General features: G+C 61.8%; 26 protein-coding genes and 2 pseudogenes. 14 read left to right on the top strand and 14 right to left on the bottom strand.

Going from position 1 to position 20921, the window contains the following annotated elements:
- Window positions 1-211: 211 nt before the first annotated feature.
- From DMR_RS22180 to DMR_RS22155, 6 genes are all read right to left on the bottom strand, one after another.
- Window positions 212-955 (bottom strand): AAC(3) family N-acetyltransferase, encoded by a 744-nt coding sequence (locus DMR_RS22180; RefSeq protein ID WP_012750664.1) that lies wholly within the window; start codon window positions 953-955, stop codon window positions 212-214.
- A gap of 235 nt (window positions 956-1190) precedes the next feature.
- Window positions 1191-1916: a hypothetical protein gene (locus DMR_RS22175; RefSeq protein ID WP_012750663.1), complete on the bottom strand. Its 726-nt coding sequence runs from the start codon at window positions 1914-1916 to the stop codon at window positions 1191-1193.
- The gene (locus DMR_RS22170) at window positions 1913-2182 is read right to left on the bottom strand and encodes an acyl carrier protein (protein WP_012750662.1); all 270 of its coding nucleotides are present in this window, start codon (window positions 2180-2182) and stop codon (window positions 1913-1915) included. Before DMR_RS22170 ends, DMR_RS22175 begins: the two co-directional genes overlap by 4 nt.
- A 1-nt stretch (window position 2183) precedes the next feature.
- Entirely contained in the window at window positions 2184-3782 is a 1599-nt protein-coding gene (locus DMR_RS22165) for an amino acid adenylation domain-containing protein (RefSeq protein WP_043602405.1), read from the bottom strand.
- Entirely contained in the window at window positions 3779-4756 is a 978-nt protein-coding gene (locus DMR_RS22160; protein ID WP_232502947.1) for a hypothetical protein, read from the bottom strand. The genes DMR_RS22165 and DMR_RS22160 overlap by 4 nt, the downstream gene beginning before the upstream one ends.
- 415 nt (window positions 4757-5171) lie before the next feature.
- Window positions 5172-5972 (bottom strand): ParA family protein, encoded by an 801-nt coding sequence (locus DMR_RS22155; RefSeq protein ID WP_012750659.1) that lies wholly within the window; start codon window positions 5970-5972, stop codon window positions 5172-5174.
- A 385-nt stretch (window positions 5973-6357) separates the two neighbouring features.
- Here DMR_RS22155 and DMR_RS22150 point away from each other — a divergent pair, with 385 nt between their 5' ends.
- A complete protein-coding gene (locus DMR_RS22150) occupies window positions 6358-7584 on the top strand; it encodes a CDP-glycerol glycerophosphotransferase family protein (RefSeq protein WP_012750658.1) in 1227 nt (408 codons plus the stop codon).
- Window positions 7581-7787: an NTP transferase domain-containing protein gene (locus DMR_RS22145; RefSeq protein WP_012750657.1), complete on the top strand. Its 207-nt coding sequence runs from the start codon at window positions 7581-7583 to the stop codon at window positions 7785-7787. The genes DMR_RS22150 and DMR_RS22145 overlap by 4 nt, the downstream gene beginning before the upstream one ends.
- A gap of 32 nt (window positions 7788-7819) precedes the next feature.
- Here DMR_RS22145 and DMR_RS22140 read toward each other — a convergent pair whose 3' ends face one another.
- Window positions 7820-10789 carry a Tn3 family transposase gene (locus DMR_RS22140; protein ID WP_012750656.1) on the bottom strand — a complete coding sequence of 990 codons (2970 nt, stop codon included), beginning with the start codon at window positions 10787-10789 and terminating at the stop codon, window positions 7820-7822.
- Window positions 10790-10791: 2 nt separating this feature from the next.
- Window positions 10792-11352: a recombinase family protein gene (locus DMR_RS22135; protein WP_043602402.1), complete on the bottom strand. Its 561-nt coding sequence runs from the start codon at window positions 11350-11352 to the stop codon at window positions 10792-10794.
- A 433-nt stretch (window positions 11353-11785) separates the two neighbouring features.
- Between DMR_RS22135 and DMR_RS22130 the strand changes: the two genes are divergently transcribed.
- The gene (locus DMR_RS22130; protein WP_148208561.1) at window positions 11786-12055 is read left to right on the top strand and encodes a TraK family protein; all 270 of its coding nucleotides are present in this window, start codon (window positions 11786-11788) and stop codon (window positions 12053-12055) included.
- Between the two features lie 120 nt (window positions 12056-12175).
- On the opposite strand, the gene DMR_RS25535 is transcribed toward DMR_RS22130, so the two are convergent.
- A complete protein-coding gene (locus DMR_RS25535) occupies window positions 12176-12469 on the bottom strand; it encodes a hypothetical protein (RefSeq protein ID WP_232502946.1) in 294 nt (97 codons plus the stop codon).
- 3 nt (window positions 12470-12472) lie between these two features.
- On the opposite strand from DMR_RS25535, the gene DMR_RS22120 reads away from it, so the two are divergent.
- The 3 genes from DMR_RS22120 to DMR_RS22110 all read left to right on the top strand — a co-directional run bounded on the left by DMR_RS22120 (window position 12473) and on the right by DMR_RS22110 (window position 14016).
- Window positions 12473-12766, top strand: a complete 294-nt coding sequence (locus DMR_RS22120; protein ID WP_043602397.1) for a hypothetical protein — start codon at window positions 12473-12475, stop codon at window positions 12764-12766.
- Between the two features lie 471 nt (window positions 12767-13237).
- A complete protein-coding gene (locus tag DMR_RS22115) occupies window positions 13238-13726 on the top strand; it encodes a hypothetical protein (protein ID WP_012750652.1) in 489 nt (162 codons plus the stop codon).
- A 5-nt stretch (window positions 13727-13731) separates the two neighbouring features.
- Window positions 13732-14016: a hypothetical protein gene (locus tag DMR_RS22110; protein ID WP_012750651.1), complete on the top strand. Its 285-nt coding sequence runs from the start codon at window positions 13732-13734 to the stop codon at window positions 14014-14016.
- A 19-nt stretch (window positions 14017-14035) separates the two neighbouring features.
- On the opposite strand, the gene DMR_RS24075 is transcribed toward DMR_RS22110, so the two are convergent.
- From DMR_RS24075 to DMR_RS22095, 3 genes are all read right to left on the bottom strand, one after another.
- Complete coding sequence (locus DMR_RS24075; RefSeq protein WP_232502945.1) at window positions 14036-14254, bottom strand: hypothetical protein; 219 nt, start codon at window positions 14252-14254, stop codon at window positions 14036-14038.
- 305 nt (window positions 14255-14559) lie between these two features.
- Window positions 14560-14892 (bottom strand): addiction module antidote protein, encoded by a 333-nt coding sequence (locus DMR_RS22100; RefSeq protein ID WP_012750649.1) that lies wholly within the window; start codon window positions 14890-14892, stop codon window positions 14560-14562.
- A 2-nt stretch (window positions 14893-14894) separates the two neighbouring features.
- Complete coding sequence (locus DMR_RS22095) at window positions 14895-15215, bottom strand: type II toxin-antitoxin system RelE/ParE family toxin (protein WP_012750648.1); 321 nt, start codon at window positions 15213-15215, stop codon at window positions 14895-14897.
- Window positions 15216-15413: 198 nt separating this feature from the next.
- On the opposite strand from DMR_RS22095, the gene DMR_RS22090 reads away from it, so the two are divergent.
- The 8 genes and pseudogenes from DMR_RS22090 to DMR_RS25525 form a co-directional block, all read left to right on the top strand.
- Window positions 15414-16085: a recombinase family protein gene (locus tag DMR_RS22090; protein WP_148208560.1), complete on the top strand. Its 672-nt coding sequence runs from the start codon at window positions 15414-15416 to the stop codon at window positions 16083-16085.
- Window positions 16082-16423, top strand: a complete 342-nt coding sequence (locus DMR_RS24825; RefSeq protein ID WP_148208559.1) for a helix-turn-helix domain-containing protein — start codon at window positions 16082-16084, stop codon at window positions 16421-16423. Before DMR_RS22090 ends, DMR_RS24825 begins: the two co-directional genes overlap by 4 nt.
- Window positions 16424-16510: 87 nt before the next feature.
- Window positions 16511-16780 (top strand): hypothetical protein, encoded by a 270-nt coding sequence (locus DMR_RS22080; protein ID WP_012750645.1) that lies wholly within the window; start codon window positions 16511-16513, stop codon window positions 16778-16780.
- On the top strand, window positions 16773-17003 hold the full coding sequence (locus DMR_RS22075) for a hypothetical protein (protein ID WP_012750644.1): 231 nt from the start codon (window positions 16773-16775) through the stop codon (window positions 17001-17003). The genes DMR_RS22080 and DMR_RS22075 overlap by 8 nt, the downstream gene beginning before the upstream one ends.
- Window positions 16957-17328, top strand: a complete 372-nt coding sequence (tnpA, locus tag DMR_RS25865; protein ID WP_407636347.1) for an IS66 family insertion sequence element accessory protein TnpA — start codon at window positions 16957-16959, stop codon at window positions 17326-17328. The genes DMR_RS22075 and tnpA overlap by 47 nt, the downstream gene beginning before the upstream one ends.
- Entirely contained in the window at window positions 17325-17678 is a 354-nt protein-coding gene (gene tnpB / locus DMR_RS22065; protein WP_012750610.1) for an IS66 family insertion sequence element accessory protein TnpB, read from the top strand. The genes tnpA and tnpB overlap by 4 nt, the downstream gene beginning before the upstream one ends.
- Window positions 17679-17727: 49 nt before the next feature.
- A pseudogene (locus tag DMR_RS25530) lies at window positions 17728-18129 on the top strand (IS66 family transposase zinc-finger binding domain-containing protein); the annotation flags it as partial.
- Window positions 18130-18264: 135 nt separating this feature from the next.
- Window positions 18265-18468: pseudogene (locus tag DMR_RS25525) on the top strand (Tn3 family transposase); the annotation flags it as partial.
- A 573-nt stretch (window positions 18469-19041) separates the two neighbouring features.
- Here DMR_RS25525 and DMR_RS22050 read toward each other — a convergent pair.
- Complete coding sequence (locus tag DMR_RS22050; protein ID WP_012750642.1) at window positions 19042-19665, bottom strand: D-sedoheptulose-7-phosphate isomerase; 624 nt, start codon at window positions 19663-19665, stop codon at window positions 19042-19044.
- 43 nt (window positions 19666-19708) lie between these two features.
- Complete coding sequence (lhgO, locus tag DMR_RS22045; RefSeq protein ID WP_012750641.1) at window positions 19709-20911, bottom strand: L-2-hydroxyglutarate oxidase; 1203 nt, start codon at window positions 20909-20911, stop codon at window positions 19709-19711.
- Window positions 20912-20921 lie beyond the last annotated feature (10 nt).

Genomic DNA, 20921 nt, shown 5'->3' with positions numbered 1-20921 from the left:
TTAGCACCGCGAATCCATGATTCGCAAGGTTTTTTTTGGGGTATTTGTTGTCGCTGGTCGTGCCGTTGGGACGCACCCTCAGGCTATCCCAGGATGGCCGACAAAAACGCCGGGGGCTGGCGGTTCGGTCGCGCTGGCTGCGCAGTTGCGGGGCCGGCCTGTATTTGCCGGCCGGCACTGTGCGCCCGCTGGGATGATCGTGGGGCGGTCTTTACCGCCGATGGCTCGACAATTCCCCGGGTTCCACCAGGGTCTCGACGCCGTTGGCGTAGGTGACGAGCATTTCCGGCGGCGCGCTGAGCAGGTACCAGGGATCGGCGGCCAGCTCCCGGCCCAGGAAGGCGTGGACCGGGGCGCAACGGAAAAAGGTGACCGCCCCCAGGCCCGCCTTGATCCGGCGGGCCGTGCCGTCGGCCAGAAGCTGCGCCGCCGCCCGGGAATAATCGGGTTGCAAGGAAATGCTGCGCGGCAGGCAATAATGATAAAAATCGCCCTGGTGCACGGTTCCGTCCAGCCCCGTCACCGCGCCGGCAAAGGCCTTGTCGAACCGGTAGGGCGCGCCGTGGACCCGCTCGCTGTAGACGAATGCGGTGCAGGTGCGAAACTGCGCCCCCAAGAGCAGGGTCAGGGCGTTGGCCTCGTGGAGCCGGGCCAGGACTGAATCCGGGCCAAACGGGTGCCGCTCAGCCCGGTCGGGGCGCAGCAGCGCCTCGGCCCCGGCCCCCCTGCCCACGAAGGAAAACATGGGATGGACCGAACGCAGCGTGCCGGGCATGCGCCGCAGGCGCTCCGTCAACACCCCGACCACGCTGGGCTCTTGGCGCAGATCGCACTGGCCGGTTCGCGGAAAGTCGTAGCCAAAGGCGGGCATGACCAGGACGCCGTCGGGACCGATGCGCCGCTCCAAAGCCTCGATGACCACCTCCGGCAGGTCGTTTGCGCGACGCCGCGCCACGGCCCCAGGGCGGCCAGGGACGATTGCACGAACACCACGTCGCCTCGGCCAATGGGCAGTTCGTCCAGGAGGGCGGCAAAGGATTGCGGGGTGAAAAACGCCATGGTTGGCCCTCGTTTAGGCTTTCGAGCACATCCCGCGCGGCGTGTCGCATAACAGCCGGCGGGTGCGGCCGGCGGAGCGCGTCTGGCGCGACGTGCCGGCAATAGGGTGTTCCCGGGCCGGGGAGGCGACCTCAGGCCAGGTCCAGGGGACCGTGGCGACGCGTCATGGCCGCGTACAGCGCGGCTGTTTCTTCGGCAAAAGCCGGCGTGGCCCAGGGCTTGCGCGAAAACACCTGCCATTGGTAGGCGCGCAGAAACCGGCCGCGCCCCTCCGAGCCCGGCTCGCCGTCCAGAACGCCGGGGACAGCCCGGCGCAGGGCCGTAACGATACGCTCGAACATGGCAAAGGCGAAGATGATCTCCGGAAAGCGCAAGGCCGGAGCCAAAGACCGCCGCAAGCCGTCCTGGACAGCCTGGCCCAGCTCGCGCGCCAGGGTGCAGGGATGGGCGTCCGGGCCGGCATGAAAGAGGTCCATGAGCGAGCAGTACTCAAAGCCCCGGATGGAGCCGGCGAGGTCGACCAGGGGAAAATACGGGTAGATCCGGCAGACCAGGGGCTTATAAAACAGGCCGTCGCACCGGCCCTTGGCCGTGCAGTGCAGGAAATCGACGTTCCAGGGCCGCCCGTCGGGCAGGACATACGTCTGGCGCACGGCCCGCACCGATTCCGGCAGACCGCCAAGGGTCTGCTGATAGGCGAATTCCCCGGGCAGATAGGGCACGATGACCTTGTCCGCGTCTGGCAGGGACAATTCGCCGGCCAGGAAGTTCTTGCAGCAATAGCCGTCGCAGGTCGTCCAGCAGTCCTTGACCGCGACATGGCGCGCCTCGGCGATGGCCGCCCAGTTGACGCTCATCCCCCCTGCCCCGCCGTTGCCGCGAAGGCGTCCACCAGGGCCCCGAAGCGGGTCACTTCGGCGATGTCCCGGTCGGAAAAATCCACTTCCAGCTGAAACCGCTGCTCCACGGCCATGAGCAGGTTTAAAAATTCCAGCGAATCCAGGAGCTGCTCGCCCAGGATGTACAAATCGTCCGTCACCGTGACCACGCGCCCCTTGCGTGCGGCCGCTTCCTCCAAATGCCCGGCGATAAACCGGCGCAACGCGTCTTTGACGTCTTGCATGTCATATTCCCGTCAGAAGTTGTTTCACGGCCGCCCGGTCGATCTTGCCGTTGCTGTTAAGCGGCACGGTCTCCAGAAAGTCCACCCTGGCTGGGACCATGTAGCCCGGGAGCCGGTTTTTGCAGTGGTTGATGATTTCGTCTTGGCTCTTGTCGCCGCCGAAAACGGCCAGGATGAGCCCTTCGGGATTGCCCTGGTGCAGGGGCCAGGGCACGGCCACCACGTAGGGAGCCTGGCAAAACGACCGCACGGCGTGCTCCACTTCGGACAATTCGACCCGAAAACCCCGGATCTTGACCTGCTGATCGGTCCTGGCCAGATATTGCAGGATGCCGTCCTGGTCCTCGCGCACGATGTCGCCGGTGCGGTACCAGATCCGGCCGTCGTCGCCGCAGCGGACAAACTGGCCGGCGGTCCTGGCCTCGTCGTCCAGATACCCCCGGGTGACCTGGACTCCGGCCAGCAGCAGTTCTCCGGCTTGGCCTGGCTTCGCCGGCGCGCCGTCTGGGCCGACAACGACCCTGTCGTGGTTGGCGAACACCCGGCCGATGGGTGTGAGGCCGTTTTGGCATTGTCCGGGCGAAACGGCCGGATCCCAGGCGTAGTGAGCGATGGCGATGGTGGTTTCGGTGGGACCGTAGAGATTTTCCAGCCGCGAATGGGGCGCGGCCCGGCTCCAGGCGGCGGCCGTGGCCGCGGGCAGGGGTTCGCCGCAAAAAAGGCTCAGCCGCAGCCCGGGAAAGGCGTCGGGTTTGAGCATCCCCAGCCGGGCCATGAACGCGGCCGTGGAAGGCGTCGAAAACCAGACCGTGAGTCCCTTGTCCCGGATGAACCGGCCCGGGGCCATCAGGGAGGCCGCCGCCGGCACGCACAGGCAGGCCCCGGCCCCGAAACACACGAACATGTCGTGGACCGACAAATCGAAGGTCAGGTCGAACAGTTGGGAAAAGCGGTCCTCGGGACACGGCGCGTAGCGGCTGGCGACATAGTCCAGATAGGCTCCGACGTTGCCGTGGGAAACGGCCACGCCCTTGGGCGCGCCGGTGCTGCCCGAGGTGAAAAGCAGATAGGCCGTTTGGCCCTTCTCGACCTCGGCCACGGCCGTGGCCGGCGAGGAACCGGCCCGGACCAAGCGCGGGCCTCGGGCCAGCTTCGGGGAAAGCCCCGGGGCAAGAGACGCCGGGCCGCCCTCCTCCGGGGCCAGGATCACGGTGAGCTCGTCCAGGGCCGCCTCGGCCTCGGGGTGGTCCAAAAGGGCGGCCAGGGCCGGCAGGTGCTCGGCGCTGGTCACCACGGCCGCGCAACCCGACCGGATGAGCATGTGCCGGGTGCGCTGGGCGGGAAAACCGGGATTGAGGGGCACGTAGGCCCGGCCGGCGGCCAGGATGCCCAGGACGGCGGCGTAGGCGGAGCGGGAGCGCTGGTCGAACACGGCCACATGGGGCCGGCTGCCGGCATGGGCGGCCACGGCTCCGGCAATGGCCAGGGCGTCGTCACGCAGCGCGCCGTAGCTGACGCGCTGGCCCTGGACGTCCAAGGCGTCGCGGTCGAGAAAATGTTCGGCCAGGCGGAAAAAACCGGCCGCAATATTGCCCATCATGCCGTTCCTTTGCGGGTCGTCGGCGTTTGGCCGCCCTGCCCCGTCTCGGCCTCGCGCACGTTTTTGCGCCAATAGGCTTTGATCCAGGCGTCCTTGGACCCGCCGGGGAATCCTTGCAGGATCGATTCCAATTCCTGGGGCGTCAGTTCGGCCCGGTACTGTTCGAACCGGAGATTTTCCAGGGTGTCCAGGGCTTCCTGGCGGCGGCGCAGGGCGTCCACGGCGGCTTCGGCTTCGGCCTGTTCCCGGGAGACATATTGCGGGTGGGCCCGCAGCACGCCCCAGCGGGCCAGGGCGGTGTAAATATAGGCTGCGGCGTTGCGCACCGGCTCGCCGGATTGCAGGTCCACAAGCTTGCCCTGGGTTTCCAACTCCCACTCGGCTCGGTCCAGGCTCAGGGCCAGCAAGTCCCGGTCCAGGGCCTTGCCGAGCTTTTGCCGGGCGGCCGCGGCCTGGTCGAGCTGCTCCTGGCGCAATCCGGCGGCGAAGACCCGGGGCCACATGAGTTCGAGAAACGCCTCGTCCCAGCCTTCCATGGCCTCGATAGAAAGATATTCTTTCTTCTCTATCTTAAGAGGCGGTGTGTGGCTGGCTGACTGGCTGTGCGGCTCAGAGATCGGCTGGCTTGGTGATTGGTCTTTTTCTCGGCTTATTGAGGGGCTTTGTGTCTGGTTTGTTTTGTGGCTTGATGATAGGCCTGTTGTAAGGCTTGTCGATGGGCTTAGTGTTCGGTCTTGCTGGTATTGCTCGACGACCGGCTGGTTGAAGGTCACGCCGACGCCCTGGAGGTTGCCGTCCCGGGCCTTGCGAAAGCTCAGGAAGCCCAGGGCGTCCAGCCGCCGCATGACCGTGCGCACCGAGGCTTCGCGCATGGCCAGCGCCTGGGCTATGTCGCGGAATTTGACGATGTAGGGCTTGGTGGCCAAAAGCAGGTCCAAGACTCGGCGCTGGTTGTCGTTGAGTCTATCGCCCACTTTGGCCCGGCCCAGTGTCAGGCTTGAAGACCGGTCTTGTGAAGGGTTTTCTGTGGGGCTTGAAGTTCGGTTTATAGAATGGCTTTTTGAAAGGCTTTGTGCCGGGCTTGTTGTCTGGCTGGGTGAAAGACTGGCTGACTGGCTGGCTTTTTGACGGGCCTTGTGTGTGGCTGACAGACTGGCTGGCTGGTTTTGCGGCTGGCTGACCGGCGGTGTTTCTGGTTGTTTGGCTGGCTGACTGGTCGACTGTGCGGCTGGCTGAGAGACTGGCTTGACTAGCTCGCCTTCTGGGCAGGCCTCCGCCGGAGCCTTGCCCGTCAAAAACGCAATGGCGTTCTCGGGAAAGGCCGCCAGGGAAGGAAAGGCGTCGAAGGACTCGCGCGGCGGAATCGTGGCAAAGGGGTCCTCGGACGGGCTAGGCTTGCTTTTCGACACGAGCGATCACCTCGCGGGCCAGGGCGTGGTAGTCCAAGGCGCCGGACTTGGTGGCGTCAAACTCGAAAATGGATTTGCGGTGGGAGTGCGCCCGGTCGATGTCGATGTTGACCCGGATCTCCGTGTCGAAAACCGGAATGCCCTTGGCGTCGAAAAAGGCCCGGATGCGGTCCTTGTTCTTCTTGTGGGTCACGGCCCGGCCGTCGAATTTGGTCAGCACCACGCCGAGTAAAAGCAGCTTCTTGTTTTGCTGCTTGGCCTGGGAAAGCACCTGGATAAACGTGGAAAACCCGTCCAGGGCGTACTGGTCTCCGACCGGACACGGCACCAGGACAAAGTCCGAGATGAGCAGGGAATTGCGCAGCATGGGGCCGATGTTGGGCGGCGTGTCGATGATCATGTAATCGTAGCGGCTAATGTCCTTGTCGTTTTGCAGCAGCCTGGAAAAGCCCAGCACCGAATCTATGCCGGCATAGGAGCGCACTTCCCATTCCATGCAACGGATGGAATTGGGGACAATTTCCATGTGTTCTGTTTTGGTGGCGCAGGCGTTTGGGCTAAACGCGCCTTCGGGATCTTCGAGCGCCTTGACCAGACTGGAATTTTCGCGCAACCCAAAATCGGGCAAAAGCGTGGATGTGGTATTGGACTGCGGATCGCCGTCCACCACCAACACCGTAGCCCCTTCCTGAGCCAACCCTGCGGAAAGATTGACGCAAGTCGTGGACTTTCCAACGCCCCCCTTGTTGTTGCCCACTGTGATGATAATGGGTTTGGCCATTTTATCCCCCCTAAATTTCCCTGTTGGGGCATATTTCCACCGTGCGAAAACCTTGTCAACGGATGTCAAGAAAATTCCAGGCTTCCGGACGGACAGCTGACCATGGTAGGGGAAAAAGCTGGACAACCGCCAGCCAGAGTCTGTCCTTTTCGGCAAATTACCGTATTTTCGGCCCGCGCGGGGCCAGCCTGGCCGCTGTCCTGGCGGTCGCCTGCGGGCATTTCGATGCTGCGGCCCGGGCCAAGAGCCAAGAACATGCCCGGCTCAACTGGCCAAAACTGGCTTTTCCCGATCAGGTTGGCTATTGTCCGGGAAATGCGGACTTGGGCCCGGCGCTGCGTCTGGCTGCGGTCCGTGGGCGACAGGCTTTTGACAGGGGAGTGCCATGGACCAAGCGCCATCCGCGGCCGTCAGGCTGGCGGCCGTTTTAGCCAAGACGCCCAAGGCGCCTGACCACGTCGTGTTCGTGGGCCGAGCCGGAGGCCTTTTTATCGACAACGGCAAATACGCCTTTTTGCACGCCGTCCGACACGCCCCTCATCTGCGCTGCGCCTTCATGACCTTCGACGCCGGCCAGGCCAAGCTGTTGCGGGCCAAGGGCCTGGACGCCTTTTGCTTTGACGACCCCGACGGGCCGTCGCGGCTGGCCCGGGCGGCCATAGTGGTCTCCGACGACATGAGCTGGAAAACCAGGACCCTGGCCCCGCTGTTCACCCAGGGGGCCTTTCTGGTGCAGCTGTGGCACGGCATTCCGCTCAAGGCCATCGGCTTTCCCGAAATTCAGTCCGCCGTAAACATGAACCCGGAAAAGGCCCGGGATCTGACCGTTGGCTATTCCGGCTACGACGCCGTGCTGTCCACTTCCCCCTTTTTCCGGGAAAAAGCCTTTGCCCGGGCCTTTCGCGCCAAGGCCTTCTGGGACCTGGGCTATCCGCGCAACGACGCCTTGCAGCGCGCCCCGGACAAGCTCGACATGATCAACGTCGACCAGACCCTGTACGTCGAGCTGGTCAGGGCGAAAAAGCAAGGCCTGAAAATCGTGTTTTACATGCCGACCTTCCGGGATCTCGGCGGCGATCCCTGGGGCGACGGCGCGTTTGATTACCCGTTGTTCGCGGACTTTGCCCGAGCACGCGGCGTGTTGCTCGTCTGCAAGTTCCATCCCTACATCAGGCTCGATTTTACGGGACAGATCGAGCATTTGCGCTTTTGTCCCCCGGAAAGCGACGCCTACCCGCTGCTGCGCCTGGCCGACCTGCTGATGACGGATTATTCCTCCATCTATTTCGATTTCCTGTTGACCGACAAGCCCATGCTCTTTTTTCCCTACGACTTTGAGGCGTACGTCACGCGCAACCGCGAACTGCTCTTTGACTACGACGCCTTCACTCCAGGCCCCAAGGCGCATGACACCAAGAGCTTGCTTGCCGCCATGGCCGATCTGCTTGACGGCAAAGACGACTTTATCCAGGCCCGGCAGAAGCTTAAGGAACTGTCTTTTGCCGAGCCCGATGCCCGGGCGGGGCAGCGCCTGCTTGGGGCCCTGACGGAGGTTTCGACGGCCCTGGGCCGATCCCCTGACGTGAACCCCAACAACGAGAGGTTCCCATGAAAGCGATCATTCTGGCGGCCGGCGTCGGTTCCCGGCTGGGCAAGCCGTTTCCCAAGGCCTTGTCCCAGCTGCCCAGCGGAGAAACCATCATGGGCCGGCAGATCCGCATTTTGCGGGAAAACGGCCTGAGCGAGATCATCGTGGTCGTCGGGTTCAAGATGGCGCTTTTAATGGAGCATTTTCCCAGCGTCCTGTACAAGTAGGGGTCTGCTCACGAAACGGAAAAAATCGTACGCTAAGCCTCAGCAAGCATCCGGAGCGGCCGAAATTTACCTTGCTCGATCAGCTTGTGCTGCCGCCAGATGTAGTCGCCGGTCAGGTTGATGTGCTCCCAGCCCAGGGGGGACAGATGTGGCAGCAGCTTCTCATCGATGGCCTGGCTAGTGTCGCGTAGCAAATGGATAGCGCGTTCCAGATAGACCGTGTTCCACAGGATTATCGCTGTCACCACCAGGTTGAGGCCGCTGGCGCGGTAGCGCTGGTTCTGGAAGCTGCGGTCGCGGATTTCGCCGAGCCGGTTCATGAACACCGCCCGCGCTAGGGCGTTCTTCGCTTCCCCCTTGTTCAGCCCGATCTGCACCCTTCGGCGCAACTCGATGTTCTGCATCCAGTTGAGCGCGAACAGCGTGCGCTCGATGCGTCCAAACTCACGCAGGGCTACCGCTAGGCCATTTTGACGTGGGTAACTGCCGAGCTTGCGAAGCATCAGTGAGGCCGTAACCGTGCCCTGTTTGATGGAGGCGGCGAGTCGCAGGATTTCGTCCCAATGAGCGCGAACGTGTTTGATGTTGACACTTCCGCCAATAAGGCCGGCGAGCGTCGGATACTGCTTGGCGTCGCCGTGGATATACAGACGCTTATCGGCGAGGTCACGGATGCGTGGCGCGAAGCGGAACCCCAAAAGCTGCATCAACGCGAAAACATGGTCGGTGAAACCGGCGGTGTCGGTGTAGTGCTCCTCGATGCGCAGGTCGGACTCGTGGTAAAGCAGCCCGTCGAGGACGTGGGTCGCGTCGCGCACGGTGGCGTTGATGATCTTGGTGTGGAACGGCGCGTACTGATCGGAGATGTGGGTGTAGAATTGCACGCCCGGCTCCTGGCCGTACTTCAGGTTCACCTGTCCGGCGAACTGCCCACGGCCGCCAGCCTTGTAGTTTTGCCCGTCCGACGACGAGGTGGTGCCGTCGCCCCAGTAAGCGGCGAACGGCTGCCGGAACTGCGCGTTGACCAGTTCGGCAAGCCCCGCCGAGTAGGTTTCGTCGCGGATGTGCCACGCCTGCAACCAGGTCAACTTGGCGTAGGTCGTGCCGGGGCAGGACTCGGCCATCTTGGACAGGCCCAGGTTGATGGCATCCGCCAGAACGGCGGTCAACAGCAAGTGCTTATCGTCGGCCGTGGCACCGCTCTTGAGGTGCTTGAAGTGGCGGGTAAAGCCGGTCCAGCCATCGACTTCCAGCAGCAGCTCAGTGATTTTCAGGTGCGGCAGCAGGCTGTACGCCTGCTGCATCAGCGCTTCCGCGTGGTCTGGAACCGCATTGTTCAAGGGGCTGATCTTGAGACGGCCGGAGCTGGTAATGGCCGCGTCGGGCAGTTCATGGGCGGCGGCCAGTCTTTCTACAGTATCTAATTGCTCTTGCAGCACTATCAGCCGTGATTCCAGGTAGCGATTGCAATCGGTTTCGACCGCCAGCCCCAGCTCGAGCTGGTCGCGCTGCGCCGAGAAGCGTGCCGGCGGCAACAAATAGTCCTCGAAGTCCTTGAACTGACGCGAGCCCTGCACCCAGATGTCGCCCGAGCGCAGAGAGTTCTTCAGCTCGGACAGCACGCACAACTCGTAGTAACGCCGGTCCAGCCCGTCTGACGTATGCACCAGATTCTCCCAGCGCTTGCGCACGAACGAGGTGGGCGCGTCGTCCGGCACCTTGCGTGCCTGCCGTGAGTTCATATCCTTCAGCACTTCGACCGCTTCCAGCAGATCGCGCGCTGCCGGAGCGGCCTTCAGGTTCAGCGCGTCCAGCAAGGTCGGCGTGTAGCGCCGGAACTGGTTGAAGCCGTCGCCAACGAGGGCGAGATAGTCGAATTCTTCCGGCTGGGCCAGCCGTTCGGCCTCGGTGATGCTCTCGGTGAACGCCTCCCACGGCATGATCGCCTCAATGGCGGCGAATGGATCGTCGCCCGACAGCTTGGCATCGAGCAGAGCACGGCCAATGCGGGAGTAGAGGCGCATCTTGTCGTTGATCGCCTTAGCGGATTCCTGGAAGCGGTCGGCATGCTTGCGCTTGGCCTTGCCGAACAGCGAACCGATAAATCGATCGTGAAGGTCGATGATTTCGTCGATCAGGGTGGCGCGGGTGTCGAGAAGGACCGCCACCAACGTCGCGTAGCGGCGGGCTGGCTCTAGGTCGCGCAGGTGTTGAGCGGTCATCTGCCCGCCCTCACGGGCGAGCTTCAGCAGCCGGTTCTGATGGACCGCGTGTTCCAGCCCATCTGGCAGCCCCAGTTCGCGCAGGGTCTTCAGCCGTTCCAGGTGGGCCAGCACATGCTTGGGCTTGGGTGCCCCCGGCGGCTGACGCAGCCAGATCAATCCGCTGCTCTTGGAGCCCTCACGAATCGCCAGCAGTGCGTCGAGCGCTCGACGGTGGTGATCGGTCAGGGGTGTTGTCAGCGCCTCATAGACTTGTCGCGTGCCACGCGTCAGCGCTTCGCTGCATACCCGGTCGATCACGTCGAGCGCCGGCAGGATGATGCATTGCTGCCGCAGCAGATCGACCAACGCTTCGGCGAGCACGATGCCCCGGTCGGTTTGCTTGGCCAGTTCGGCGAGTTGTTGCACGAGGTGCCGGTAATCAGCGGCCGCGAATGGTGCAAGGTTCAGCCATGCCTGCAATTCCAGCAGGTGCTCGCGCCTAGTCTCCGGGCGTTGCGCGTACTGCGGCCAGATGTCCGGCTCAATGTACAACTGGCTGCCGATGATATTCAGAAGGGATGCGGGAGGTTCCGCTTCACTGGGCAGAGCAAAGCCAGGATAGCGCAGGTAGCACAACTGCACTGCGAAGCCGAGACGGTTGTGATTGCCGCGCCGCTGACGTATCACCGACAGGTCTGCCTCGGATAAGGTGTAGTGCCGGATCAGTTCATCGTCTGTCGTGGGGAATGCCAGCAAGGTGGCCCGCTCGGCGGGCGTCAACAGACTGCGGCGCGGCATGGTCAGTCGTTCGTTTTGAGGTACTGGTAGAGGGTTTCGCGGCTGATGCCGAACTCGCGGGCGAGCGGTGCCTTCTTTTCGCCGGCAGCGACACGACGCCGCAGTTCGAGCACCCGATCTTGAGCGAGCGCCTTTTTGCGCCCCCGGTAGGCACCTCGCTGTTTGGCGAGCGAGATGCCCTCGCGTTGCCGCTCTCGGATCAGGGCGCGTTCAAACTCGGCGAACGCCCCCATCACCGACAGCATTAGGTTAGCCATTGGTGAATCCTCGCCGGTGAAGCTCAGGCTTTCCTTCACGAATTCGATACGCACGCCACGCTGGGTAAGGCTGTGCACCAGGCGACGCAGGTCGTCCAGATTTCGCGCCAGGCGGTCCATGCTGTGCACCACCACCGTATCACCCTCGCGCACGAAGGCGAGCAGCGCGTCGAGCTGTGGCCGTCGCGTGTCCTTACCTGACGCCTTGTCGGTGAACACCTTGTCCACCTGAACGTGTTCGAGCTGCCGTTCCGGGTTCTGGTCGAAACTGCTGACGCGGACGTAGCCGATGCGGTGCCCCTGCAAGATGCCTCCTGAGCCGAAAGTGTCAGGTAGAAATCTATAGCTTTGTGCGGAATCCGTCAAGAAATTGCAAATGCAGATCTATTCTGACGCTTTCCGGTGACGCCCCTTGGCATCTGGTTAGGGTCTAGTCCAAATGGACATATTAAACAAAAAAGTTCGTTGAGGTCACTTGCGTGCTGATCGACCCCACGCGCGTTGAGCCACAGGCGAATAAGCAGGGGCCCACAGGGCAGGACGGAAGGTACTTGTACCTTACCTGTCCTGCCTTCGCGCACGCTGTCATTGTTTCGACCTTTTTTGTCAGCAACACTATCGGCTAGTATGGGCTTGAATGAGAGCGGTTGCGCTCGCTTCTAATCGAAGAAACTATTATCAGTTGACATTGACTACTAACAGATCATAAAATATGATAAAAAATAACCAGGAGAGAACCATGACTAAATCAGGTCGCATTGCCCGATGCATGGGCCGTGTAGAATTTAGATCTTGTCAGATCGAGATTCTCGATATGCACAAAAAAGGGTACGCCAATAAGCACATCTACGATAAATTGGCAGCACAGGGGATGTTGACATTGGCATACTCAACGTTTAATGCCCATCTTCGCAAGATGTTGCAGGCAAAAGATTCAAAACAAATAGAAATACAATCAGTCGATCAGAAGAAAATATTTGAAGTACCCCGCAGCACTGAATTGATCTAGTCATTGTGAGTGTACGTCGGCTAGACCCAGCCCCCCCTCCCCCTCGAAGGAGGAGTAAAGGCTTGGATGCGTAGAATACACTCCCGGGCGGACAAATCCAGGCCGCTGCGACCGACAGGCTTAGCGTACGATTTTTTCCGTTTCGTGAGCAGACCCCATCTCCACCGCGACATCGTGGCTGCTGGTCATAAAGTCCACGGCCAATCCAGAAACTTTGCCACCTTCGTCAAAGCCAACCTGGCCGAGGCCCGGGCTTGTCTCGCCCAGCGTCAGGCGGCGGCGTAGCTTATGCGCTCGTTCCCCTGCCCCGCCTGTAAAGGTGATGCCGTCAAGTGTCGGTGTGGTGCCCTGTCGTTGGAAGAACAGGGCCGCCTTATTGATTCCCTGCAATGTGAGTTCATTAACATCGACCATGCCATGGATGTGGTGTGCGAGACCGTGGACGATGACAACATTCTTCACGCCGCAGCAATGAGCTACATTTTTACCAACGCCCCAGAAGGTGTTCGCAACATACTGCGCAAGGCGTTCGACAAGGTGTTTCCTGTGCAAGCTGACTATCGCGGTCCCAATGGTGAAAGGCTTTACTCCATGGAACTGGCGGCGAAGATATTCGGATGTACGGTTGACGAGATGCACGAGCGGGCAAACGCCCTGCTTCCTCCTCAAGACATCGTGCATGATGCTGACGACATCGCCCGCGTCCAGTGACGCAAGGGAACGCAATGGCTAAGAAGAACAAACCGGCGCTTTCTGGTTATGATGGTCCTCGTAAAACAGCTCTTGAATCAATTCGGAGTCACTGCCGCCAGTGCATGGGCGATAACCTGGCGCTTATCCGTGAGTGCCAGACCAAAGGGTGCGCCCTTCATTCCTACCGCACGGGTGAAATTGAGACCGGCGCGTCCCGGCGGCTGCTGAAGGTCATCCGCTCCTTCTGCGACACGTGCGCTGCTGAAGGAGATGTCTCCGGATGTACTGCTGGCCGGGTGTTCCTGGCGCTGCCTCCCTGCCCGTTGTGGCCCTATCGAACTGGCCGCTCGCCATATACTAGCGAAAAGGTGCGTGAACAGCGTCGTGCCAGGGCTGTGCAGTCCAGATTTTGGGAAACAGGACAGGCCAATTCCGCCAAGGGTTCAGACGATACTTCGCCAGCGTCCCCTTCGGTTTGAGGTGCAGCTGATGAGCGGTAAAAAGAGTGGTGATGTGGCTAAGAAGGTGGCGGGGCGGCCCTGTAGTTTTTCCCAGGAAGTGGCCGACGCTGTTTGCCAGGGCATTATGGAAGGTCGGGGACTGCGAAGCATTTGCGCCGATCCAGGTATGCCAGGGCCGGCGACGGTCTATAGCTGGTTGACGAAGTACGCAAGTTTCCAGGAGCAGTACGCGCTCGCCCGAGAAGTGCAGGCCGACGTGTATTTCGATGAGGTGGTCAGCATTGCTGACAATGAACCAGATCCTCAGATTGCCAGAAACCGGATTGACGCCAGAAAGTGGGCTGCTTCAAAGTTGCGTCCCAAGCGGTACGGCGACCGCCTGGAGGTTGAACATCAGGGTGGAGTCGGCATGAATGCCGTGCAGATCACCATCTCGCCCGCCACGCCCTTGGCCCCGGCCATGCCTGCTGTCCTCGATGTCACGCCCAAGCCGGCTTTGCCCTGTGTGGAGGAATAGACGCCATGCCCATGTACGACCCCAACGCCAACGTCGCCGCCCTGGCGCGGCAAGCCCTGAACGGCCAGGGAGAAGCTCCTGACGAGGAAGCCCAGCGAAAAGCCGAAGAGGCCAGGGCCGTAGAGGAAGGCCGGGCAGAGGCCGAGTACCAGGCCGCCCGGTTTCGGAAAACAAACCTGGGCGAAGATGAGGACAGCGCCTTCACCTCCCGACGACGAACCCTGCGCAGGATCTCGGCCGGGTGGGAGCCGTTGACCACTCCGTCGATGCCGTCCGATTCGCTGGAATAAGCCGGGGCGGTGTTGGTACCTATCCGCGTCCCCGGCTACAGGGTTCCAGATCCACGTCCAGATATTCGCCGATCAGCACCAGCATGTCGTACCAGGACGGCGCGTCCATGCCGCGCTGCCGCAGTTCCCGGGCGTGATCCTCAAGGCCGGCTTTCCGCAGGGCCCCGACGGCAGCCAGGTGCAGGTCGTACATGTCCGCGTACTGGCCGATGCCAACGGTGAAGGTGGGCTTGGTCATGGTCGGGACCATCGCTTGCGGGCCATGACGGCCAAGCCGATCATGATGGCGATTCCCTGGCAGATGTAGGCGAATGCCCGGCGCGTCAGTCGTTGGAACATGGCGGCAAATCGTCTGGGGCGCTCGGGGTGTAAAACGATTCTCCTGTGCCACAATTCGGACAGCCTGGAAGACGCCATTGCCCTTGATCGTCATGCGGTTCTGGCTTGGTGGTGTAGCTATGTCCGCAATTGCTGCACTTGACGCCGATGGGCTTTATCGTCCTGCAATCTGGCGGCATGGTCATCTCCCCGTGTTCGAGCAGTTTAGGCGCAAGCTGGCTGCTGTCCCGATGAGCCAGGAGCAACGGCTAGCCGCAGCCCCACGGCCTTGAGCACTGCTGTCAGGGTCTTGAGCGTCGGGTTCCCCTTGGGTGACAGTGCGCGATACAGGCTTTCCCGCTTGATGCCGGCGGCCTTGGCGACGTCGGCCATGCCGTAGGCTTCCGACACGTGGCGCAAGGCGATGAGCAGCACGGCCGGCTCCTCGGTGTCTTCCATGGCGGCCTGGAGATATTCAGCGGCGAAGGCTGGGTCAGTTCGCAGCTCACGGACAAGGGCGTCATCATGGCTGACGCTGGCCCTGTTCAGGTTTTTCACGTTTACACCCTCCGTTTGAAGTCGGCCAGATAGTCCACGGCCTTGTCGATGTCGGCGCTCTGGGTCCGCTTGTCGCCGCCGCACAGGAGCAGGATCACCTGGAAGCCCACGACGCCGAAGTAGACGCGATACCCTGGCCCGTAGTCCACTCGCAGCTCCGACACGCCGTCTCGTAGCGGCTTGGTGTCGCCCAGGTTGCCGGCCTTGAGCCTGTCTATCCTGGCTGCGATTCGAGCGCGTGCTCGGATGTCCCGTAAGCCCGCCAGCCATTCGGTGACGACCTCCCGGCCATCCTCGGTTCGGTAGCGGCGGACGACGTTCATGTCTGTATGTGTAGTTTTTAAGTCACAAGCGGTCAAGGTGGTGCCGGCCATCGAGGTGGCGCTCGTGTCGGTGCTGGTGGCGAGGAACGGGTGGAGCCTCTGTCACGAAGCGGACCCATCGTGACAAGCCTGTTGTTTAAAGTTGACAATAGACGACTATTGGCCTATATTCCCACCATGTCCATGGAGGTAAACGTCATGGCCATTTTCGCATATCTCCGAGTCTCCACCCTGGATCAGGCCGAAAGCGGTGCTGGCCTTGCCGCCCAGCTGGACGCTTGCCGGCGCTTCGCCAAGTCCCAGGAAGCCGAGTTGACGGCCGTGTTCGAGGACCGGGGCATCTCCGGTTCCAAGGGCCTGGAAGCCCGGCCGGGTTTGCTGGACGCCGTGGCGACGATGGGCAAGGGCGACGTTTTGTTGGTGGCGAAGAGGGACAGATTAGGTCGTGACCCGATTCAGGTTGCCCTGATTGAACGGGCCGTCAGCCGGAAGGGTGCCAGGATCGTTTCCGCTGCCGGTGAAGGTACTGACGGCGACGACCCGGCGTCGATCTTGATGCGCCGGATGGTCGATGCGTTCGCGGAATATGAGCGGCTTTTGATCGGTGCCCGCACCAAGTCGGCCATGGGCGCGATGAAGCGCCGGGGCGAGCGAGTGGGCCAGATTCCCTATGGCTACTCCCTGGCCACCGATGGCGTGAAGCTGATTCCCGTCTCTGCGGAACAGGAGGTTATCGCCGAGGCCCGCCGGCTTCATGGTGCTGGCCTGAGCCTCCGAGGTATCGCCAAGGAATTGGAAGCCAGGGGATTTGCCAGCCGTAGTGGCAAGGCGTTCCTGGCCGAACAGGTAAAGCGGTTGCTGGCTGCATGAGCAAGGCCGTTCTGGATCTCGAAGCTATCCGGGTGGCGCGGGCAAACCTTGACCGCCTCGCCAAGGAGCACCCCGAACTGATTGACCCGGCCAGGGCGTCCTGGGCCGAGGAGGATATTACTGCGATGATCGTCGACCCCACTCGCACCGCCTATAGCACCAGGGAGGTGGCCGAAATCCTTGGCGTTCATGAGGAAACCATCAGGCGTGAAGTCCAGCGTGGGCACCTCAAGGCCGCCAAGCTGGGCCGGATGTTCATCATCTCCAAAGCGGACCTTGCCGCCTACTATGAGGCCAAGGGCGGCGGCCGACTATTCGAGGACGATGCCCAGGAGTAGATCCGGGGCGTAAAATAAAAACAGCCGAGCCAAGGGAGGTCGCGTTCCCAAGGCCCGGCCTAACCATGCACACAACGGAGGTGCGCTATGGCTGCTGAACAAGTACATGTCGATGCCCTTGCCGGCAAGTTGCCCCAAATTCGGGACGATCTCATCCAGGCCTTGAAGTTCGCCGAGACCGATGCCAACCAGATGGCCGAGTTGGCCGAGGCTATTCTCGCGCCCCACCGGCTGACCGACGAGAACCTGAAGGCCCTGGGAACCGCGTTCGCTTCCCGGTTGTTCAAGTCCGCGCTGCTGGTCATGGACGCCATTCACGGCAAGGGACAGGGCCAGGAGGTGGCCAGCAATGTCTAGCGCCATTCTCCACGACGCTTTGGCCCGGCTGGATGATCTGGACAAAACCCTGTCCACGCTGCGCTTGCTGGCCGATGCGTACGTCGAGGACGGGTCCGGTGGCGACCATGTGGCCGAGTATTTCCGTAACCGTCAAAAGAAGTCCTTCTTACGTCTCCTGAGTTTTCTGGCATGGAATGTCCCCAGGAGGGACGCCCATGGCAGCATCAGCAACGGAGCATAGATCAGAGAAGGCGGCGTATTGGGCTGGACATTTTGAGTCTTGGCGAGGCAGTGGTCTGAGCCAGGGGGCTTACTGCCGGCGGCATGACCTTTCCCCAAGTTCATGGGGCTATTGGCGGAAGCGTTTGGCGAGATCGGCCGACGAAGAGCCAGCGCCTTGCTTCGCAATCGTCCCTGTGTCGCTGTCCGCGTCGCCCCAGGCGGACATGGCAACCGCGCCTGAGCCGATGCTGGTGCACGTGGGCAACGCCTTTCGCATTGAGATCAGAGGCGACTTCGCCGCGCCGGTGCTGGAAAAGCTTGTCCGCACGCTGGCTCGGTTATGATGCTGCCGGCAAACGACGTTCGGGTTTACTTGGCCCTGGGGGCCACGGACATGCGCAAGGCCATCGACGGCCTGTCCATCCTGGTGTCACAGCAGCTTACGCTCGATCCGTTCGCCGGCCACTTGTTCGGATTTTGTAACCGCAGTCGGACTATCGTCAAGCTGCTCTACTGGGATCGCAATGGCTTTTGTCTCTGGCAAAAGCGCCTGGAGCGCCATGTGTTTCGCTGGCCAACTCACGAGGCCGAGGTGCTGTCCATCGACTCCAGGCAGCTCGCTTGGCTGCTCGACGGACTTGATCCTCTGGCCGTGAAAGGGCATTCCCGGCTAGAGTATTCGACGCTCTTTTGACCAGTATTATCTTGATTAAATTGAATAATACTGACATATTGCTCAGGCCGTGGACATCAATTCCCTTCCTGACGACCCCGCCGTTCTCAAGAGTGTCATTGCCGATCATCGGACGCAAATTGCCCAATTGGAGCAGCGCCTTCGGCTCCTGAACTTGATCATTTACGGTCCCAAATCCGAGAAAACCCCCCGTACCGGCCAGGAGCAGCAGCTTTCCCTCTTCGACGAAGCCGAACAGACTGTGGAGGAGCACAAGCCGCAGACTTTCGAGGAGGCCTGCGCTCCGGCGGGCACCCGCCGCAAACGCGGCCGTCGCCCCATCCCTGCGGATCTGCCCCGGGTGGAGATCATCCACGACCTGCCGGAATCGGAGAAGGCCTGCCCCTGCGGCGCTGAGCTGGTCCGCATCGGTGAGGAAGTCAGCGAAAAGCTCGACATCGTACCGGCCAAAATCCAGGTCAGGGGGAATTGCACGGCAGGACGGAAGTGTCCTCGACGCCAAGGCCCCGGGCCAGGGTGTGCTGAAAAAAAAGAAGCATGGCGGCGGACCCCCTCCCGGGTAGCGTTTTCGTACAGGGGAGAACCGATAATCCTGTGGAACACGGTCTATCTGGAACGCGCTATCCATTTGCTACGCGACACTAGCCAGGCCATCGATGAGAAGCTGCTGCCACATCTGTCCCCCCTGGGCTGGGAGCACATCAACCTGACCGGCGACTACATCTGGCGGCAGCACAAGCTGATCGAGCAAGGTAAATTTCGGCCGCTCCGGATGCTTGCTGAGGCTTAGCGTACGATTTTTTCCGTTTCGTGAGCAGACCCCTAACCGATCAACATAGGACAGTCCGTCTCATAGAAGTTGTTGCCCCGCCCTTATAATCTCCCAGAACCCGAGTTGATATTGGCTGTTTTAGGAGGGCGAATCAAGAGATTGTTTTGGGAGATCTCTTGGCCCTCCCTGGCCATGACGGGCTGAACACCTGCTGGTCTCCCTGAAACCAACGTTTTTCGGGCACACCTCTGAGCCTGTCCCGCGAATGGCAAACTGAACACTTGTCCGTTGAGCGTCTGGGGCTGGTCCAGGCCCAGACGCTCGAATATGCGTTCCTGGCGGTAGAACGACAGCCCATCGACGGTCTTCGAGGCCAGCACTAAGCCACTAGTCCCGCAGCCCTTGGGGATAAGCTGCGGGGGCATGGGGGCGGTTTTGACCGTCGGCCCGTCGTCCTGGCGGTGTGCGCATAGCACGTGTCTTGGTTCAGGACGCCGTCGCGATCAAAGAACACGGCCGGACGCGGCAGCATTGTCATGGATTCCCGTTCTCCGTCTTGGGGTCACGGCCTAGCGACATTGCGGCCGCGTTTCATTGTCCGAACAGGCTCTGTTCGAGGGTTTCACACAGGGCGTGATAGACGGGCAGATGCAATTCCTGGATCGCCGCCGTGCTTTCCCCGGGCACGGCTAGCAGCACATCGCACAGGTCGGCCATCCGGCCGCCTCCCGGGCCGGTCATGCCCAAAGTGGACAGGCCGAAGGCCCGGGCCACTCGGAGCGCCGCGAGGACGTTGGGGGAATTACCCGAGGTGCTGATGGCCCAGAGCAAATCTCCTGGCCGTCCAAGTCCCAGGGTTTGCTGGGCGAAGACGTTGACAGCCCCAACGTCATTGGCAAAGGCCGTGGGCAGGCTGACGCCGGCAACCAGCGACACGGCAGGAATGGCCTGTTGCAAGGAATCGGCCAGAGCCGGGCCTTCCCCGGGAAAGGCCTCGGTCAGGGTTTGGCGTTGCTTCGCGGTCAGGGGGCGCGGCAGGCAAAATCCCTTCATGAGTTCGCCTACGATATGCTCGGCATCAGCCGCGCTGCCGCCGTTGCCGCAGACCAGCATCTTGCCTCCGGCCCGGACCGTTCGTTCCAACAACGCGCCGGCGGACGCCAGTTCACGGGTCAACGGCGCGAGGGCCGGATAACGATCCAAGAGGTGACGCATAGTGATCTCGCGGGGCGTTTTGTTCAGGGTAGGGCGCACGGTGCTACAGCGCGCCGCTTCGGTCAACAATCATTTGGGCGAAGGCGAAGCTGCTGGTAAAGGCCGGGGAAATGGCGTTGAGCACGTGCAGCGAGCGCTTGTCGCCCTCGAAGACGTAGTCCATCTCTAGGCGCTTGGTGGCGACATTGACGAGCTGAGGCCGGATGCCGGACTTGTTTGTGGGCACGAGGTCCTCGATGGCCAGTCCCGGAAACAGCCGCCTGGCGCACTGATGGAAAAACGTTTTGGAATACTTGCGCACTTCCGTATGGGCCAGCAGGCGAAAATTATTTTGGTTGCCTAGGTAGAGTAGGCCCAGGCGGCCGAGAATGGTCGCGGCTTCGCCCCATTTCGCGCCGGCCAGGATGCCGTAGTTCTCCCGGCCCAGGGCCGGAATGGCCGTTGGTCCGGCGTAGACGTCGCCGCTGATGCCCCGCGTGAAGTGCACCCCGAGAAACGGCATGGAGATGTCGGGCACGGGATAGATGTTGCCCCGGACCAGGGGATTTTTCTGCGGGGAGAGCTTCCAATAGATCCCCTTGAACGGGACCAGGATGTATTGCCGGGCAAAGCCGTGTGCCTTGGCCAGGACGTCGGCGTAAGCGCCGCAGCAGTTGAAAAGGAAGCCGCCTCGGATGGGGCCGTCGGAAGTTTGGAGCGCCCCGTCCGGAGCCGGTCCGATGATGCGCCGCTGAAAGTAAAACCGCGCCCCCCGTTCGGCCAGTTGCGTCCGCAGGGTTTCCAGGACGGCCTTGATGTCGATGACGGCGGTGTCCGGGCAGTGAATGGCGGCCACGGCGTCGGGAGGCGCGGCCGGCTCCAGTTCAAGCAGGGTCTTGTTGTCGATGCGCTCGGCCCGAATGGCGTTGTCGGCGGCGTTTTGCATCAGCCGGTCCACGGCCGGCAACTGGCTCGGATCGGTGGCCACGAGCACTTTGCCGTTGTTGGACCAGGGGATGCCGTGGGCGTAGGCAAAGGCCTTCATGGCCCGACCGCCTGTGGCGCAGACCTTGGCCTTGAGCGTGTCGCTGCCGTAATATAGGCCGCAGTGGAGCACGCCGCTATTACGGCCGCTGGCATGGCGTCCGGGGGTGGCTTCCTTTTCGACTACCGCCACCTTGGCCGATGGGGCGCGGTTTAAGATCTCGCAAGCGGTGGTCAGGCCGACGATGCCGGCCCCGGCAATGATGAAGTCGTATTGGGACATAAACAATTCC

Source organism: Solidesulfovibrio magneticus RS-1, from assembly GCF_000010665.1.
GTDB classification, from domain to species: domain Bacteria; phylum Desulfobacterota; class Desulfovibrionia; order Desulfovibrionales; family Desulfovibrionaceae; genus Solidesulfovibrio; species Solidesulfovibrio magneticus.
This window is presented reverse-complemented; position numbering and strand designations above follow the sequence as displayed.